The following is an 18093-nucleotide window of genomic DNA, read 5'->3' as shown; positions in this document are numbered from 1 at the left end:
GGGTAATGAATACCCTTAAATTAGGCTTTTTCTAGCAAAAAAACAAGAAGTTTTTTCATTTATTTAGGAAAAAAGGGAAATTTTGGGTATATATTAGTGGTATGTTTGATTTCCATCTCCATTTGGTCAGGCTACCCCAGCCCGCAACGCTCGCCAGGGTCCTTCTCAAGAAGGGATTGCGCTATAATGCCATCGCCTGCGAACCCTGGGAATGGGAAATTCTGCAGAAGATGGAAACCTCCCTTTTTGAAAGTTCTACCCGCAATTACGGAGTCCACCCCATGGCTGCCGCTAACGTGACGGAAGCCGACTGGGAACGTTTGGAATCACTCTTAAGCAACTACCCGGAGGCTGGAGTCGGCGAATGCGGTCTCGACAAACGTTACGATGGATACTCCGAGGGCGGACTTCAAGAACAAGCTTTTAAACGCCAAGTAAGCCTTGCGCGCGACCTCCATCGCGACTTGCATATTCATTGCGTAGGAGACTACGGACGCATTCTGCGAATTCTAAAAGAATGCGACTATCCCGGCAAACCCAAACGCGGTCACGCCCCTGCCCACATCGTATTCCACCGATTCGGCGGCGACAATTCCATCGTACAGGCAGCCCAGAAGATGAATCCCATTTTCTCGCTGCACCTCGATTCATTCCACAAGAAATCGACCCTTGCAGCCATTCCGCAGATTCCTGCGGAACAGATTCGTTTCGAAACCGATGCCGACGAAACTTTTGCCGCCGCAAACATGCTCAAGAACGAATCTGCAGACAGAATCGCAGAAGTGCTCATCGAGCATTTAAAAGAAACAGAACACTTAATTCGTCCGTGAAGCGGTCACCACTGAATCCGCTTTAATTACCGCAAAGGCCCGGAATTCCTTAAGGGCTTTTTCGGCTAGTTCTACAGCATTTCCCTTACCGAGTTCCATCACCACCTGCAAAGGCGGCCCGCTTATTATTCGCATGGGGAACTGGGTATTGGCATACATTTCACTGATAATGCGCGGATCCGACGGCGGGAATTCAGCGAACGTAGCCGCAAGCATTCCCTTGCGCTGCACCAGTCCCTGAATGCGCAAGCGACCCGCCAAAAGACCGATCTCTGTCACCACCAGGAGCATCTTCGCCGCTTCGGGCACAGGGCCAAAACGGTCCGCCAATTCCTGGGCGATTGTTTCGATTTCATCGGTACGAGTCACACGGGCTATACGCTGGTACATCGAAATTCGAGTGAGGCCGTCCTGAATATAGTCTTCCGGCAGGTAAGCATCCACGCCGATTTCCACTCGGGTCTGTATCGGCTTTTCGGCAGTACCGCCACGCAACATTTCCACCGCTTCACGCACCAGGCGCACATAAGTTTCAAAGCCGACTTCGGCGATAAAGCCATGCTGTTCCTGGCCGAGCAAGTTACCGGCACCACGAATTTCCAAGTCACGCATCGCCAGCTGATAGCCGCTTCCCAAATCGGTAAATTGTTCCAGAGCCTTTAGGCGGCGCATGGATTCTGGCGAAATTTCGTTCTTCGACGGAATCACCAGAAGCGCTTTCGCCAAGACGCTACTGCGGCCCACGCGACCGCGCATCTGGTAAAGCTGACTAATGCCAAAGTGATGCGCATTCACGATGATGATCGTATTCGCATTGGGCACATCCAAACCGGATTCAATAATACTGGTGCTTACCAGAATATCGAACTTTCGAGAAAGGAAAGCCTCCATGGCATTTTCAAGTTCACGGTCGTTCATCTGGCCATGAGCCACGCCCACGGTCGCATCGGGAACCATAGTCTGAATTTCGCCGGCCAAGGTATCAATGCTTTGGACACGGTCGTTCACCACAAACACCTGGCCACCGCGGGCAAGTTCGTCTTCTATCGCCTGCTTAATGACCAGGTCGTCACGCTTCATAAGTTTGGTTTCTACAGGCAAGCGATTCACCGGCGGCGTGTTAATCAAAGAAATATCGCGCACGCCCGTCATGCTCAAATGCAGCGAGCGCGGAATCGGCGTGGCACTCATGCTCAAGGTATCAACTGCAAGACGAATTTCTCGCAGTTTTTCCTTTTGCTTCACACCGAATTTCTGTTCTTCATCGATAATCAGAAGACCCAAGTCCTTAAACTTGTTCTGTTCCGAAAGCAGGCTGTGCGTGCCAATCAGAATATCGATCTTGCCTTCGCTCACCTGCTTGAAGATTTCCTTCTTTTCCTTGGCAGTCTTGTAACGGTTGACAAGCGCGATATTCACACCAAAGCCTGCAAAACGATCCATGAAGTTTTCGTAATGCTGGGCAGCGAGAATCGTGGTCGGCACTAAAAGCACCACCTGCTTTTTGCTCACCACGCACTTGAATGCCGCACGCATAGCAACTTCGGTCTTTCCGAAGCCCACGTCGCCACAGATCAGACGGTCCATGGGGCGACGACTTTCCATGTCGCGTTTGATATCTTCGGTAGCCTTCACCTGGTCAGGTGTCGGATCGTATTCAAAAGCGTCTTCAAATTCTTTCTGCAACTTGCCATCGGGCGGGAACTCAAAGCCATCGACCAGTTCACGCTTAGCGTAAAGTTCCACCAGCTCGCGGGCAATCTGGATGACCTTCTTCTTGACTCGTTCCTTGAGATTTTCCCAAGCCTTGCCTCCCAAACGGTCCAGTTTCGGAGTAGTCTCTTGCACATCAAGGCGCTCAATCTTCTGAAGGTCCGCCACCGGGAACTTGAGTCGGTCACCGCCCGCGTATTCCAGCAAGGCGCAGTCCACCATACCGCCGTTCACGTTCACGCGGACAAGCCCTAAGTACTTGCCGACACCATGGTCTTCGTGAGAAACGAAATCGCCGCGGTTCAAGGATTCAATCAGGAGTGCGCCCGACACGGAGCCCGCAATTTTACGCTTACGGGTCTTGTTGGAATGGCGATTGAAAATGCGGGTTTCGGTAAGGAAGGCCACATTGTCTTCTTCCAGCCAAAAACCTTCGGACATGTTACCGATAATATAATCTTCTACCGGGAGATCTTCGAGCAGTAGCTTAATGCGGTTCAATGCACCCGCAGTAGGGGCTACCACATAAACAGTTCCACCCTGCGCCGCAAATTCCTCAATTTCTTTAGCGACCGCATCGGTTCCACTCGATGAGAACGCCTGCGGCTTGCAATGGAGTTCATGCCAGCGACCATCATCGACCTTGACGCGGGTCAGGTCCATCGAGGCGCGAACTACGAAATTCCGCGAAAGTTCGCCCATCTTGAACCAAGTGCGAACAGGCTCTACCACGTCACGGTCTACCGCCCGGATTTCTTGGAAAGCCCTTTCATAATTCACGTACAGCTTCGAAGCTGTTTCCGAAAGGCCAGACAAATCTTCAAACACAAGCGAAGCATTAGGCAAATAGTCCAATAGACTATAGTTCAGCTGCTGGTAGCGGCCACGATGCCACCAAAGTCCCGAAAGGTCGCCGTTGAACTTGGCCGCTTCGCGTTCAGGAACCGTAAATTCACCCATGGGGAACAGCTGCACCGTCTTCATCTGTTCTACGGAGCGTTGCGTGAAAATATCGAAGCTACGAATCGATTCGATTTCGTCGCCAAAGAACTCAATACGAATCGGATGCGGGTACAGAAGGCAGTTGACATCTACAATACAGCCGCGAATGGAGTACTCCCCCACACCCGAAACCACAGGCTGCTCTATAAAGCCATGATCCATAAACCAAGGGCGCAAAGAGGCCGGTTCCAGGACATCGCCCACCTTGAGGGTTTTGCATTCCTTCAGCACGGATTGCGGTGCCGGAAGCCGCATCAGCAGGGCGTCCAGCGGACACACAGTCACAAAGGGGATATCAGACTCTATATCCCTGAAAAACTTGAGGCGTTCTTCGAGAACCCCTTCAAAAGGAATCTTCTTTTCGTATGGCTTTAAACCTATCGAAGGGAAAAACCGGACGAAGTTTTCGCCTAGCAGCCCTTCCAGATTTTCGACCCAGGATTCCGCACTCTTGTAATCCCGCGTAACAACTAGAATCGGGCCCGGCTTCTTTAAAAAGCGCGACGCCACCATCATGGAGGCCGCAGAAACCGTCGCCCCATTCACATGAATGGCGCCAGACTCGACCTTGTTAAAAAGGTTCAGCGACTCGGAATGCGAAAATGTAAGAAACTCTGAAAGTGACTCAACCATCAAGGCAAAGATAGCAATCAGTCAGAACAATCGTCAGCAAAATTCGAGAAAAGGGACCAATAAGAATTTTCACACCGATAGCAGGCGTCGCCTGCAACCTTATAGTAAGTGGTATCGTACTGACATAGCCCTAGTTCACGAGCGGCAGGAAGCGTAAGCTGCCAAGACCAGGTAGCAATTTTTTTCTTGTTGTCTATTGAATTTGCAGAATGCTTTATGCACATATAATATTCCCTTTCAGATTCATCATACTGAATCTCGCCAAGGTTATCATCTGTGCATGGCCCATAGACATAGCCCATATTTACATACTGCCATTCCAAATCGCCATTGCACATATACACCGTCGAATCGATTGTGATTGTATCCCACATTCTAGATTTATCGCACTTTGGCAAATGCTCCGTAGCGTATTCCCAACTCCAGCTTTCAAAAGCAGAACCACATCTATAGAATTCACCCGAATAGGTTCTTACCGAGTCAAAGAGATCCTTCGTACAAAAGCCCATCGCCTGTTCTTGATCATTGCCGAGATACCATTCAAGCGACGAATGGCACATCCACTTTTTCCCATTGAACTCAACTACCTTATAGACGCTATCCTCTACACATTCGCCATATACATCCTCAATCAGCGTATATCTCCATCCGGTGGAATCGCAGGTATAGGAAACATTTTCGTCAGTCTTGGCAACCTTGCCGTAGAACTTTTCGCGACAATATCCAAGTACCGAAGCCGGGAACTTGAGTTCTACCCAGCCACTGTCGAGGCAAACATAACGAGTTGAATTCAAAACGTACTCGTTGTACAGTTCCGCCTTCGTACACTTTTCACCGGCATCTCGAATAGTTGCCACCTGCCATTTCTGGTTACGGCAAACCAACAAGCCTCCGTTCATTAAGTAGAAATCCTTCTCTTCAGAAGCGAGACACTCGCCGCTTCCAGTTTCTTCCCATTGCTGGTCATAGGTATCGCAATAATACGAGCGTTCCTTTTCGATTACGTATACATTCGGCATGCTCACCAAATCATTGTCGCAAATCGGGAGTTCCACCATTTTTTCGACAATCGTACGGGGCTTGACACAACGTACAGAATAGAAAGCATTGTCAACCACATCCTGCACTTTGTAGGAGATATGCCCGGCGCTATCCTTGGTAAAGACAATCGCGCGGTCGTCATTAGCCAAGTACCTTACCGTACTCTTCAGGCCATCACATTCCAACGTATCCCGCTTACTGCAGGTTCCGGCAAATACAGGTTCAAAACCCACATCGCTTTCGTACAATTCTTTCCACAAGCCAATCGAAGGCAGCCTGTAATTTTCGGGGCATGCGGCCACGGGGCTACTTTCCTTGTTGTTCAGATAAAGTCTACCGTACTTGTTGCAATTGATTTCATCATATTCGTAGCAAGCGCTCTTTACCTTGAACGGTTCTTCAGAACGCAGATTTTCGTTCATCCAGATAGCTGGACCTACACGGAGCGTGTTGTATATGATACCATCTTTTGCATAAACCGTATCCTCCTTTTGGCCAGCAAACTTCTGCACATCTATAAGATCGGCATCCGTCACGCTTTCAGCCTTATAGGAGCTAGAAGACGTTCCACTTTTGCTGTTGCTGCAATCCGGCTTACTATCCGAACTCGATATTTCTTCGGGATTATCCGAAGAAGACGTTGTACTACAGGCGCTGAACAGGCTTGCAATCAAGGCAAACGTAAACAAAGACCACTTAACACTCTTCATATCCTAATCCTCCTTGATGCAACGCACTGCCGTTTTGGTCATCCTGGCATCTTTACCTTGTCCAGTCCCCCCACCAGTCTTAAATGACACCTTTCCCCATGCTTCATAGGATCCATCCGCACGCCAATACACGGCGGCGTCATCTATACCTGTGTTGCCGTCATGCTTTGTCACTGGGTCTTGACCATTCTGCAAGAAGAAATATTCATAGCCAGTCGGAAGCATGGCAAATCCGTAAATATCTTCTGTCGGATTCCAAAAAATGCTTCCACCGACTTTTCTCTTATAGGCGGTATCCAGAGCATACACGTAATCGATCATGGCACCCCAAGCGGCGGTATCGGGCAACGACCAGCCTGTCGGACAAGCGATCTTAGCTGCGCTGAATCCGTACAAGCGACCAGCCGTTCCGCAAGACGACGTACCATTAACGCAATCCGAAGAATCCGCTGTGACGTAATTCAAGTTATCGAGCATCCATGTCACACCATTAATCTTCTGAATCCTATACGTGTTGTTATCTCTCGGATCCTTATAGGTTTCAGTTACGCCCTCCCACCGTTCATCGGAACAGACGCTGTAATTAATGCCATTGAACATCTTGTGACCTTCACGGGCAACAGTACATTCACCCATGAATTCACGATACCCCACCACAGTCCAACGATTTCCTTCAAATGTAGACTTGCAGAGGTAACGATCATTCTTATATGTAATCGTATCGCCCAACTTCTTGTTGCTGCAGTAACCACGAAGGGAATCGATTGCAGACAGCTTATGCCAGCCCGCACCGAGGGCAACAGAATCGCAGACATATTCAGCACCATTGAAAACGACCTGTTTTTCCCGATTTTTATAGTTACAACTGCCAAAGACAGTCACTATCGAAGTGACCTTTGTCCATGTGTAGTTATGGCAAGCATAGTAGATTCCGTTTGCATCGGTCTTGTAAACGGTTGAATCCTTATAGGTGCAGTCCCCGAGAGATGCAACCGGATTAGACGTTTTCGACCAGTCACTTGACGTACAGATATAGTTGATTCCATCAGCAATCACCGTCGTACCAAGAGTCTTTCCACTGCACACGCCATATTCCTTGTCAAAGTCCGTAAGCGTCACCCAAGACGTGAACTTGCAAACGTATTCCTTTTCGTCGTAAGTCTTGGTCTTGCCCCATACAAGGGAATCGCATTTGCCAAGATATTCGGCAGCCTTCACGTAGGTCCATTTTCCGCTTGTACAGGTATAGGCGGCACCATCAAAGGTCTTGGAAGCCCCTTCCAAGGCCGCGGTACAAATGCCGAACTTGACTTCATAAGAATCCAGTTCGCGCCAACCATCTGCATCGCAGTAGTAATGCTTACCCTTGACCGTCACCGAGTCAATTTTGTTCTTGTTTTTGTCCCAGCAGACTCCAATCTTGTCTTCGAGACTGGTCGTTGAATGCCAGGAAGAATCATAGCAGTAGTAGGTGTAACCATTCAATTCCACCATCTTGTACTTGTTAGACGCATTACATTCGCCTCCAATATCGCCAATTTTTGCACTACGCCAACCGGTAGAATCGCAGTAATAGATCGTTTCCGATTCAGTCGTATCGAGGATCCCCATCTTCTTTGTATCGCAGAGTCCCAGTTCCGCTTCGAGGGCCGAAAGCTTATTCCATACAGAATCTCGGCAAATGTACTTGTCCGAACCATACGCACGGATTTCACCACTGCGCTTGGACGTACATTCACCGCCCAGGTAATCATCCTTTGTCGCATAGCGCCAGGTGGTGCTGTCGCAAATGTATCCGTATCCGTCAGAGGAATCGATCACGCCCTGCTTCTTGGGCGAGCAAATACCGACATCCTGTTCCAAGCTAGAGAAGGCATCCCAGCTATCGCCGCGGCAGACATAGGATTTTTTCTTGAACTTGAATTCGTCATACATCTTGGAGCTGTCGCACTCGCCGGCAAAATCGCTCAGAACCGATTCACGCCAGCCAAGTGAATCGCAAGTGTAATAGTTGTAAAGCGAGTCATACCCAAAATATGCATCTTCCTTCATATAAAGGGTCGAATCGATAGTGCCATAAAGGTCGGGTTTGCAATAGCCCAACTTTTTCTCGGTCGACGTCAGTTCACGCCAAGCGCCGTCTTCGCAAGCATAGTAAACGCCATTGAACAAGTAAGTGGTATGTTCGTTACTACTTGTACACTTGTCCTTGGAATCCGAAATATCGGCAAGATTCCATTCGTTATACTTACATATGTACATGGAATCGTGGTAGACACCGTACGTGCCATCTTCTACATGGCTGCAATTGTTCGTAAAGTCATCCACCCAGCGCGTACCGATGCAGCGGTAGTCCGACTTCTTGCTCATGACATAGAAAGTCCTCAACGTTCTTTGACTAATGGTATCACAAGTCGGAAGGTCGTCCACCGTCGGAACGATATAGGAATACTTCAGGCAACGGAGCTGGTAAAAATCACCCAAGCCCGCCGGCTTAAACGAAACGGAACGGCCTTTAACAACGGCCACCACACTGTCGCCCGCCAAATAATAACCAGCATCATCCTTATCTGAACAGACAAGGCCATTGAAACTATCAAAACAATAGCCACCCCTCGGAAATCCGAAAATGGAATCCAATTCGCTATATTTGCCAAGGTAGCGCATGGTTCCCGACCAGTCATCTTGGCTCGGAACAGAAAAACCGCTGGGGCACTTGGGTGCGCCAGGACTGTACAGGCGGCCATAGGTATAGCAATTTTCGGGATTGTCATCGTAACACATGGAATTGCCCGAATAACCGATTTCGGTGGAATTATCTTCCAGCCAGATATAAATCCCGAACTGGACCGTATTCATGTACGAACCGATGCTGGAATTGTAAATTCTGTCCCTAATGACCGTAGAACCAGACACCTTGCTGTCAACTTCAATTTCCTTTGCAGGGTCTTCGTCCAATTCAGGATCGTCAGTCGTACTGGAATTGCCGGAATCACCACAGGCACAAATCAAAATGCCCGTACAAGCAAGTACAAAAAGACTCTTAGCATTTTGAAAAACTCTCATGTTATCCTCTTCAGTTTGTAAACAGAAAGTAGCAAAAAGGAATTATTCTGTCAAAGAAAGTTCACATTCCCAAAGGTTTCCGGGCAGCCCGGCCGCGCGAATCTTTGAAAAAGGGCGATATATTTGTATATTTGGGTTAAACAAGCACGGGGGTGCTCTGGTTTGCCTCGCCTAACGCTATTTGCGTTAAGCTCGCCCTACGGGCCTTGCGCTCACTTCGTGAGCTTAAGGGCCTAAATGCTCGCTAGCTCGCATTTAGTCGACGAGTCTCAACCAGAGCACCCCCGGTGCGAAGCACACGGGGGTGCTCTGGTTTCGACAGGGTTACCGAAGTGTTAGTTGCAAGCCGAGGTCTCAGACGAGGGCACTCGTAAAAAAGTCTGAAAAAAAATAAGTGCTGACGAAAACTACGCACTCGCTGCCTAATTAACGGCAACGCCGGGCCTCATTCCGCTCCCATCGGGGTGAAAGTCCGGACGCAATATGGGATAGGATTCTTGCATGCCTGGGGCTAGAGTCCGAGATTCACTAGGCTGGTCAAAGTCCGCGCCGACCTTCTTGGGCGTAGATTAGACGAGACCTTAAATACGAAGGGAAAGCTTGTAGGAACGTGCATGGACGTGATTTTGGACAGGGGTTCGACTCCCCTCACCTCCAGAACAAAAGAAAGACTCACGATAAGTGAGCCTTTCTTTTTTATACGGGTTTATGGAATGGATTAGTCGAATTCACCATTAGTGAACTCAGGAGCATCCGGACTCCCTTGCAAAAGAGATGTTTGGACCATGTATTCGAGCACATCCATTTTCGGAGTGACATATTCCTTTTTCTTTTCCATATTTTTCCTTTATTCTTCTTCAAGACCAATAAAATCCTGATTAACGTTATCAGATGCTTTAGGACTACCTTGAAGCAGATCCATATGATGGTTCATTACAATCAACTCCATCGAAGGTGCCTTATAGGCCTTTTTGGGGTTGATATCAAAGGAATTGTCTTTTGCAATATTCATTGTTTCTCCTATTTCCTTATAACTTTTTTACCATAATAAGCTTTGTGTACATTGGGCTTGCCATTCAGCTTGCGGCCCTTGATGTCATAGCTGGGCAACATCCTGAATTCGCCTGTACTCGTATTGAAGCGTCCAATAACGGTGGTATTCTCGCCGACTTCGTCATCGTCTTCAACGATATCGATTTCGTCAGGATTATCTATCGGGGCAATGTACTCGTATGCGTGTGAGAAGCCATTCAGGCTCGGCCTTCCGCTAGCCTGCTTCGGCTCAGGCTTCAACAAGTATGCTCGCAGAGGTTTAACGCTCACATTCGCACCAGCTTTCACAAACTGATTGTCCTTAAATCCATAGACAAGAGGATTTCCTTCGGGCCATTCCTGATAAGAAAGCGTTCCAATGAATTTCCAGTTACAGTCTTCGGCCATCGCGATGGGTTCAACAGTCTTTCTCAGTGTCACGCCACCACGGACAACCATTTTGGGAACGTCCATCACAACCAAGTAAGGCGTATTCGCATTGACATCAATATCGCGACCAATAGAATCCAATGTCCAGAATCGTTTCATACGGACAACCCAAGTTCCATCATCTTTCTGCTTGAAGCCGTTAAAGCGAAGCACCTTCTGAACGCCCGTTAGGCTATCAGCCTTAAATTCGGCCGGGAAAACTATCGTAGAGTAAATTCCCGTCGTGAATTCACGAGCGAAATAAACCGAATCCACATCAATATCTTCAAGTATGTTCAGAGAAGCACCCTTGTCTCCATCAGTAACCATAGCCAGCTTATGAATCTTTTCAGACTCTGTCCAAAGATGGGCGTCATCGAAAACAACCGCAACAGAGCCTCCTTCAGAAACAGGCTTTTCCATCTCGACTGTCAAATCAAGACCGGCCGCATTATCAGTTTCTCCAGACTCAAAATCAACCAGCAGATATGCCGTATTGGTATAGGTACCAATATCTACAGGTTTGCCATCTGCAGAGCCTTCGTAAGTGTAGAAAGCTTTTCCAACAAGAACCATATGGGCGGAAAGAGAAAGTTTATCACCTTTGCGAGTCGCAACGGTTCCTGACACTTTTATCGAGCCCAAATTTGCACTATTTGCGCTAGTAATGTTAAGCTTGCCGTGAATATTGTGACTATAATTTTCATCCTTGCCGCCATCATCATACACCTTGAACGAGGTCACGTTTTCTGGCACACAGACGTCAGTCGTTCCACTTGTCGGTACCTTCACATAGAGATCATTGATCGCAGAGAACTTCGGTGTAACAGTCACAGAATTTGCCGGCATCGAGAACGTGATTACCTTTTCTGCAACATTGGAATACCAATGGATATCCTTGTCCAAGGCAATTGCATTTCCATCTTCATCCTCGACAGAGACGCCATCGAACAAATAGCCATCTTCAGCGGATGCTGTTAAAGAGACTATTTCTCCTGGAGAAGCAAAATTCTTATCGCTAGTCATAATACCGCCCGTGACCTCAGCAACATCGATTGTCAAACGAACAAGCGATACTGTCAAGTCAAGACCGTCCTTTACAGTACTTACATCGGAATAGAAGAACAAGGTCAAATTACGACCCGAACTCCGAACCGTTTCAACACTTGCTGTTCCTGTAATCTGATTACGCACAATATTGGCATTTTTATCGGCACCATCATATACGCTCAAATAATCATAAATTTTCGTCTCAGAATACGGATTCTCGGTAACCAATTTTCCACTCAGTTCAAGGACATAGCCCTCGGGCGCTGTCAGCACGAGAGTTCCGCTGCAATTAAGGCTGTAATCATTGTCCTTACCACCGTCATCATACACCTTGAACGACTTCACATTTGCTGGAATTTCGGCGTTAATCTTTCCCGTTGCTGGCATATTGATATAGAGGCCATCAGTACCCATTGCGGTCAAGTTTTTCGTAAAGCTCGGTGTAACGATTACGGAGCTTCCCGGCATAGTGAAGTTAGCCCTGGCTCCCGAATACCAGCCACCATTGACACTAATTTTGTTATTGGAGGCATCCCTAACATCAATATCCCTGATTAAATAGCCTGTCGTATAGAGCCAGGAAAGATTGACAATAGAATCCTTGGCAGCCTTGGTTTTGTCACTCGAAACACGACCATTTGCGGCATCAGCAATTGCTATACCATAGGTTGTCAATTCAACAGACACCTTCAAGTTTAGGCCTGAATAAGTTGTCGAACCATCCGACTTGAAACGGAATGTCAGACTTTCACCAGAACTTGTTATAGTGTTGATAGCATATGTCGAGCCATTTGTCGTACTTGTTCCACCAAACAATTTGGTTGCACTTGTATTTTTTCCATCATAAATGTAGAGAGAGTCACTCCCCTTTTGCAATACAATGGAGCCCGTCACGACAAGATGGTGTCCTCTAGGAGCGTTAAGAGTCAAAACGTCATTACTAGAGTTTTCATATTTACCACTCTTACCACCATTATCGTACAAATTAAACGATTTAATATCGGAAGGAATACTTACATTCGCATTGACATTCCTTGGCATATCGAGATGGATTCCGCCTTCAGCAGTCAAATTAGTTGTCCATGTAGGATAAACATTTACATTACTTGCAGGCATTGTGAATACAGCTTGATCAAAAGAATGCATCAGAGCAACAACTCCAAGACCACTAGCATTGACGTAAGTGGCTTCACTCAACCTATATCCCGAAACCGGAGTTCCATTTAGAGAAACTTTCGCTCCATTCGTAGCCTTTTCCACATCGCTAGAGAGCGTACCACCAGTAGCCTGATTAAGCGTAATAGAATAATCAATCTTTTCAAGCGTAACGGTCAGATCCAAACCTGCATAATGTTGAGTTCCATCCGACTTAAAGCGCAAAGTCATATGACGGCCAGAGCTCGTAATGGCGCTAATATTTGTAGTATAAGTCGGATTATTGCTATTTGCAGAACCGGTTATTGTAAGCAAACTCTGCGCTTTGGTATTTTCTCCATCATAGACATACAGGTATTCGTAGCCATTTTCCATAATCGCCGAGCCTGTTAGTTTCAAGCGATATCCATTAGGAGCCGCAAGAGTCAAGGTATCATTACTATTAGCCTCATAAACACCATTCTTGCCGCCATTATCATAGACCTTGAAAGATTTAACACCCTCAGTAAAACTTGCGTCAAAATTCTTATTCTTCCGCATATCAAGGTGTAGGCCACCTGCGGCGGTAAGATCATTCGTAAATGTCGGAGTTATAACCAAATCCTTTGCCGGCATGACTAATTCAGAAACGCTAAACGAATACTGCGAGACTTTAACGGTATTGCCAGACAAATCTTTGGCAACAACATCTTTCAGCAAATACCCGCTATTAGGCGCTGCAATTAAAGATACTGTATCGCCAGCATGAAGTTTTGATGTTTTTGTAGCCATCATGCTTCCATTTGTAGCGTTCTTTATCTGAATGGCATAGTCAAGCATGATGACTTTCGCTGTCAAATCAAGACCATCAGAATTTCCGCTCGAATTTGAATTAAACACAAGCGTCATTGTATTACCGGTACTACGAAGTGTTCCAACAGAAAGCCATGAAACATTACTATGAGCACCACAGTTCTGACTAGACCAAGATATTCCCAATCTGCAGGACCAGCTACTGCTGGTTGCGCTACATCCGTATTTTTCATTCAAAAGCTTCGATGCAGAAGTCGATGAACCATCATATACACTCAGGTTATCCCCTTCATCACATGTATTGGCATACCAATGACTCGAGTGTTCACATACAGCAACATCATAACCCGTTGCCCAAGTAATGCAATTCCATTTTTCTTCTGTTTTTTTGATATTTGTATTTATGCTTCCAGTCAGTTCAATAATACTTCCTACAGGAGCTTTCAATACAAGCGTGTCCGCATTATTATTGCTGTAAGCACCATTCTTACCGCCATCATCATATATTTTGAATGATGTTGTTCCAGACGGTATATTGACCGTAGCCTTTTTCGACAAAACCATATTCACATATTGATTACCGTCATCATCAGCATCCAACTCATTTGTGTTGATTTTACGTAACACAACGGTCAAATCAAGGCCGCCTGCAGTTCCGTTAGCTCCCGACTTAAAGTTCAGAGTCATTTTATTGTTGCTGCTCATGATTTTTCCAATAGAATACCATGCAGAATTAACATAGTCATGTGCGTCGCATCGCAATTTAAAGTTATAATCTACGTTGCAGCGCCACGATGCAGTTGTATTGACACATCCGTATTTTCCCTGCATAAGCGGAGTGGCAGAAACACTTGAACCATCATATACATTCAAGTTATCCTCAACATCACATGTATTTGTATACCAATGGTTATAGGAACCACATACAGCAACATCATAACCCGACTGCCATTCAAGGCAGTCCGAAGAATTTTCAACCTGGTTTGTGATATTCGTCTTTATAGATCCAGTAAGTTCAAAAATATACCCCGAAGGAGCAGTCAAAGCAAGTGTTCCATTATTATTATTGCTATAATTTCCATCTTTACCGCCATCGTCATAAATTTTGAACGACTTGACCGCTGCAGGAATAGTTATCGATTGTGTTCCAGATGCAGGAATGTTAATAGCCAGCATTTTTTCAGCAGTCGGTTTATTGGTAAATTTTGGAGTCACCGAGACATCACTATTCGGCATGGTGAAAGTTATTGTCGCCGACGTATTGCTTGAATACCATGGATAATCCAAGCTATAGCTAATCTTTTTATTTTCAGCATCTCGTATGTCAACAGACTCAAAATAAAATTCACTATCCATTGTTGCCGTCAAGGTAACTGTAGAACCCGGAGTAGCAACATTCGAGGAAGGCTGAATCATTCCACCCGAAGCGGTATTCACAGAAACAGTCTTTTTAGGAACAACAGTTACAGTCAAATCCAAACCAGAACTACTCCCGCTTGCATCAGAATGGAATGTAAGCCACATTGATTCTGCATTCAATTTTCCGCTTACATATCGACCTTTATCCAAAAGGATTCTTCCATCTGCATAATCCTTGACCGTCAAATAATCATTGAAATCATACATGCTTATAGAACCTTCCAACTGCAGGAAATAGCCACTTGGAGGTGTCAGACGCAAGGAATGCTCATAGTTATTGCTGTAATTACCATTCTTGCCTCCATCGTCATAAACCTTGAACGATTGTACGCCAGAAGGAATCGAGAAAGCCTCATTTACGCTTGTCGGCATATTAATGTAAAGATTTCCTGCAACATTCCAGTCCTTCGTGAAATGAGGTGTGACTGTGACTGGGCCTGCAGGCATAATAAATTTCACGGAAGGATTTGCAAAATTACCCCCACTAGTGATTTTTACCGTATCACCTTCATCATCCACAATATCAATGTCACTCAGCAGATATCCAGCCGATAAATTCGTCACATTCAACAGAACTTCAGAACCGATCTTTGCAGTGGTTTTGCCACCAGCTACAGTTACCACGCCACCTTCTGCATTAAAAATCGTAATGTTATACTCGTCGTTAACAACCTCCACATTCAAATCAAGACCAGAATATGCGCCAGAGGCATCAGACTCAAAATAGAGCGTCATATACCGACCAAGACTAACCATTTTTCCAATATTGAGAGAAGTGCCGCTTGATGTACTGCGTTTTTTGCCCAAAAGATTGCTAGAATTAATTGTGGAGCCTGAATAGACTTCTAAAGTATCTCCAGAAAAAGCAGTTGTCACGCTGCCCGTCAATTTTAATACATGGTTTTGAGGAGCTATAAGAACGAGTGTATCCCTATTATTATAGCTGTATGCACCAGATTTACCACCTTCATCATATATTTTGAAAGATGAAACATTAGCAGGAACAATGAGTGTTGCCTTGTGCTGATAGACCATATTCACGAAATTTGTGGTTCCATCATTTGCCAAATCCAAATTAAGTTTAACAAGAGTCACTGTCAAATCCAAACCAGATGAATTATATGAGCCATCGGAAACAAACTTAAGGGCCATTCGTCTAGCTTTACTATAAAATTTGCAAGTTGATTTACCCGATTTTGTCCCTAACAAGCTATCTGCATTAGAAGTACTTGAACCATTATATATCTGCAAATAATCGGAGCTGTTATTAGTATTGATATTTCCCGTCAAAAGCAGAATATAACCATCAGGAACAGTCAAATAAAGTGTTCCATTCGCATTGTTGCTATAGCTACCGCTCTTGCCTCCGTCGTCATACACCTTGAACGACTTGACGCTAGCCGGGATGCTCGCAGAGACAGTTCCCGTCTTGGGCATGTCGATGTAAAGGCCGCCATCGGCACTCAAATCATTAGTAAATACAGGCGTAACAGTCACATTACCATATGGCATGGTAAAAGTAGATGTATTATTATACCATTTTACGCTTGTTACATCCACAGTCTCGTTTTCAGAAGAAACAACGTTAATATCCTTTAAAAGATAGGAACTGTTCGAAGGGGTCGCTGTCACGGAAACAGTATTGCCCACCTTTGCTGAAGTCGCTCCCGAAACACTTCCACCCGAAGCTGTTTTATAAGTAATGGTATAAGTATCCTTCGCAAATACCGGCTTAATCGTCACGTTTTCACCCGGCATTGTGAACGTCCATGTATTGCCGGAACCCTTTGTTAATGGAATATTCGTTCCAGATGCAGTCGTAACAGTAAGACTTTTCAGTAAATAGTTTGTATTTGGAGTAGCCGTAATCGTTACCGAGGAACTCACATTCGCAGAAGAAACAACCGTTACCGAACCATTCGAATAAGAAGCCTTAGAAATGGAGAAGGTTTGCGGAATAAGCGATGCAGTAAGATTCAAACCAGAATATGTATTAGTATTGTCTGAATGAAACCAAAGAGTCATGACATTTCCAGAACTCGTAACAGTCCCTATATTTTCATCTACGCCACTTGTTGTACTGTACTTATACCCTAAAAGATTCGCGTCGGTCAAAGTGGACCCATTATAGATTTTCAAATAATCCCAAACTTGCGATCCATTTTCCGTATTCACTGTTCCTATAAGTTTTATTTTAAAACCAGCCGGAGCCTTCAAAGTTAAATATGCATCGCAATTATTCGTATAATTTTCAGACGATCCGCCATTGTCATAAATTTTAAAAGAACTTATGCTGCTTGGAATATTCAATGTTGCCGTTCTGCACAACATATCGACAGAAGAAAGATTGTTTAAATCAGTATAAGTCGGCGAAACCGTAACATTGCTCGAAGGCATCGTAAACTGCAGAGAATCTCCACCATAGCCGTCACCGACCATCTTTGCCTCCTTAAAAGGCAACAAATTTCCACTAGCATCCTTCACCTTGAGTGACGTCAAGAAAGAACCTGTACCTAAAGGTCTATCATAGAGAGAAACTTTTGCACCTGCAGCAAAAGCACTATAATCATCATAACCAACGCGTACGCTATTAATAAGATATGGATCCCAAATATGCATTGATGACGAAGATAAATTTACTGAATAAAGCGAAACCACAGAAACTTTAAGAACAAATCCGCTATTCGTGATACTTCCATCTGAAGCAAATTGAATAGCCATGCCCGTTCCTGTAGTATAAAGCGGATCAAAAGTACCCGGGGAGCGCGTTTCGAGCATACTCTCAAGATAATAACCAGTCAAATCTGTGTGCATATATTTTGAATTGAGGATTCGCAGTGTATCGCGATTATTCTCAATATCCATATAATTGTATGTTTCGACCTTAAGAGCTTTACCGTTAGGAGCTGTAATAGACAAATAACCACGACAGTTATTGCTATAATTTCCACTTACGCCACCATCATCATAAACATAGAAGTAAGTCACTTTATCATCAACGTAAACCGATAAGCTACCCGAGCAAGGAACATTGACTCCAGCTCCATTCGTCGAAACAATATCAGCCCACGCCGACTGACTCATCAATACGGCGAACAAAACGAACAAAAACACATGAAAACCCTTTTTCATGCTAAGCCTTCTTTATTTTTATGTGTGGAGTGTCTTTTTATTGCGATTTTTGCATAAAATGAGCCAGTTCTCTCCTGTAACTCAGAGAC

The 18093-nt window shown here is 45.4% G+C and carries 6 protein-coding genes and 1 other RNA gene; 2 read left to right on the top strand and 5 right to left on the bottom strand.

The genetic code is table 11. From position 1 onward, the window contains the following. Nucleotides 1–101: 101 nt before the first annotated feature. Nucleotides 102–830 (top strand): TatD family hydrolase, encoded by a 729-nt coding sequence (locus tag B9Y58_RS03270; RefSeq protein WP_073054175.1) that lies wholly within the window; start codon nucleotides 102–104, stop codon nucleotides 828–830. Here B9Y58_RS03270 and mfd read toward each other — a convergent pair. The 3 genes from mfd to B9Y58_RS03255 are packed head-to-tail and all read right to left on the bottom strand — an operon-like array spanning nucleotide 816 to nucleotide 8995. Then, nucleotides 816–4178, bottom strand: coding sequence for a transcription-repair coupling factor (gene mfd / locus B9Y58_RS03265; RefSeq protein ID WP_073054173.1), 3363 nt, complete (start codon nucleotides 4176–4178; stop codon nucleotides 816–818). The genes B9Y58_RS03270 and mfd overlap by 15 nt on opposite strands. Nucleotides 4179–4195: 17 nt before the next feature. Further along, the gene (locus B9Y58_RS03260) at nucleotides 4196–5929 is read right to left on the bottom strand and encodes an FISUMP domain-containing protein (protein WP_073054172.1); all 1734 of its coding nucleotides are present in this window, start codon (nucleotides 5927–5929) and stop codon (nucleotides 4196–4198) included. A 3-nt stretch (nucleotides 5930–5932) separates the two neighbouring features. Continuing rightward, nucleotides 5933–8995, bottom strand: coding sequence for an FISUMP domain-containing protein (locus B9Y58_RS03255; protein WP_073054171.1), 3063 nt, complete (start codon nucleotides 8993–8995; stop codon nucleotides 5933–5935). Between the two features lie 300 nt (nucleotides 8996–9295). On the opposite strand from B9Y58_RS03255, the gene ssrA reads away from it, so the two are divergent. Continuing rightward, nucleotides 9296–9655: a transfer-messenger RNA gene (gene ssrA / locus B9Y58_RS03250) on the top strand. Between the two features lie 187 nt (nucleotides 9656–9842). Here the strand turns inward: ssrA and B9Y58_RS14540 are convergent. Further along, nucleotides 9843–10007, bottom strand: a complete 165-nt coding sequence (locus tag B9Y58_RS14540; protein WP_158278307.1) for a hypothetical protein — start codon at nucleotides 10005–10007, stop codon at nucleotides 9843–9845. 8 nt (nucleotides 10008–10015) lie between these two features. Then, nucleotides 10016–18004, bottom strand: a complete 7989-nt coding sequence (locus B9Y58_RS03245) for an InlB B-repeat-containing protein (RefSeq protein WP_109639652.1) — start codon at nucleotides 18002–18004, stop codon at nucleotides 10016–10018. Nucleotides 18005–18093: the final 89 nt, after the last annotated feature.

It is taken from the genome of Fibrobacter sp. UWB15 (genome assembly GCF_900177705.1).
In the GTDB taxonomy this organism is placed as follows: Bacteria; Fibrobacterota; Fibrobacteria; order Fibrobacterales; family Fibrobacteraceae; genus Fibrobacter.
This window is presented reverse-complemented; position numbering and strand designations above follow the sequence as displayed.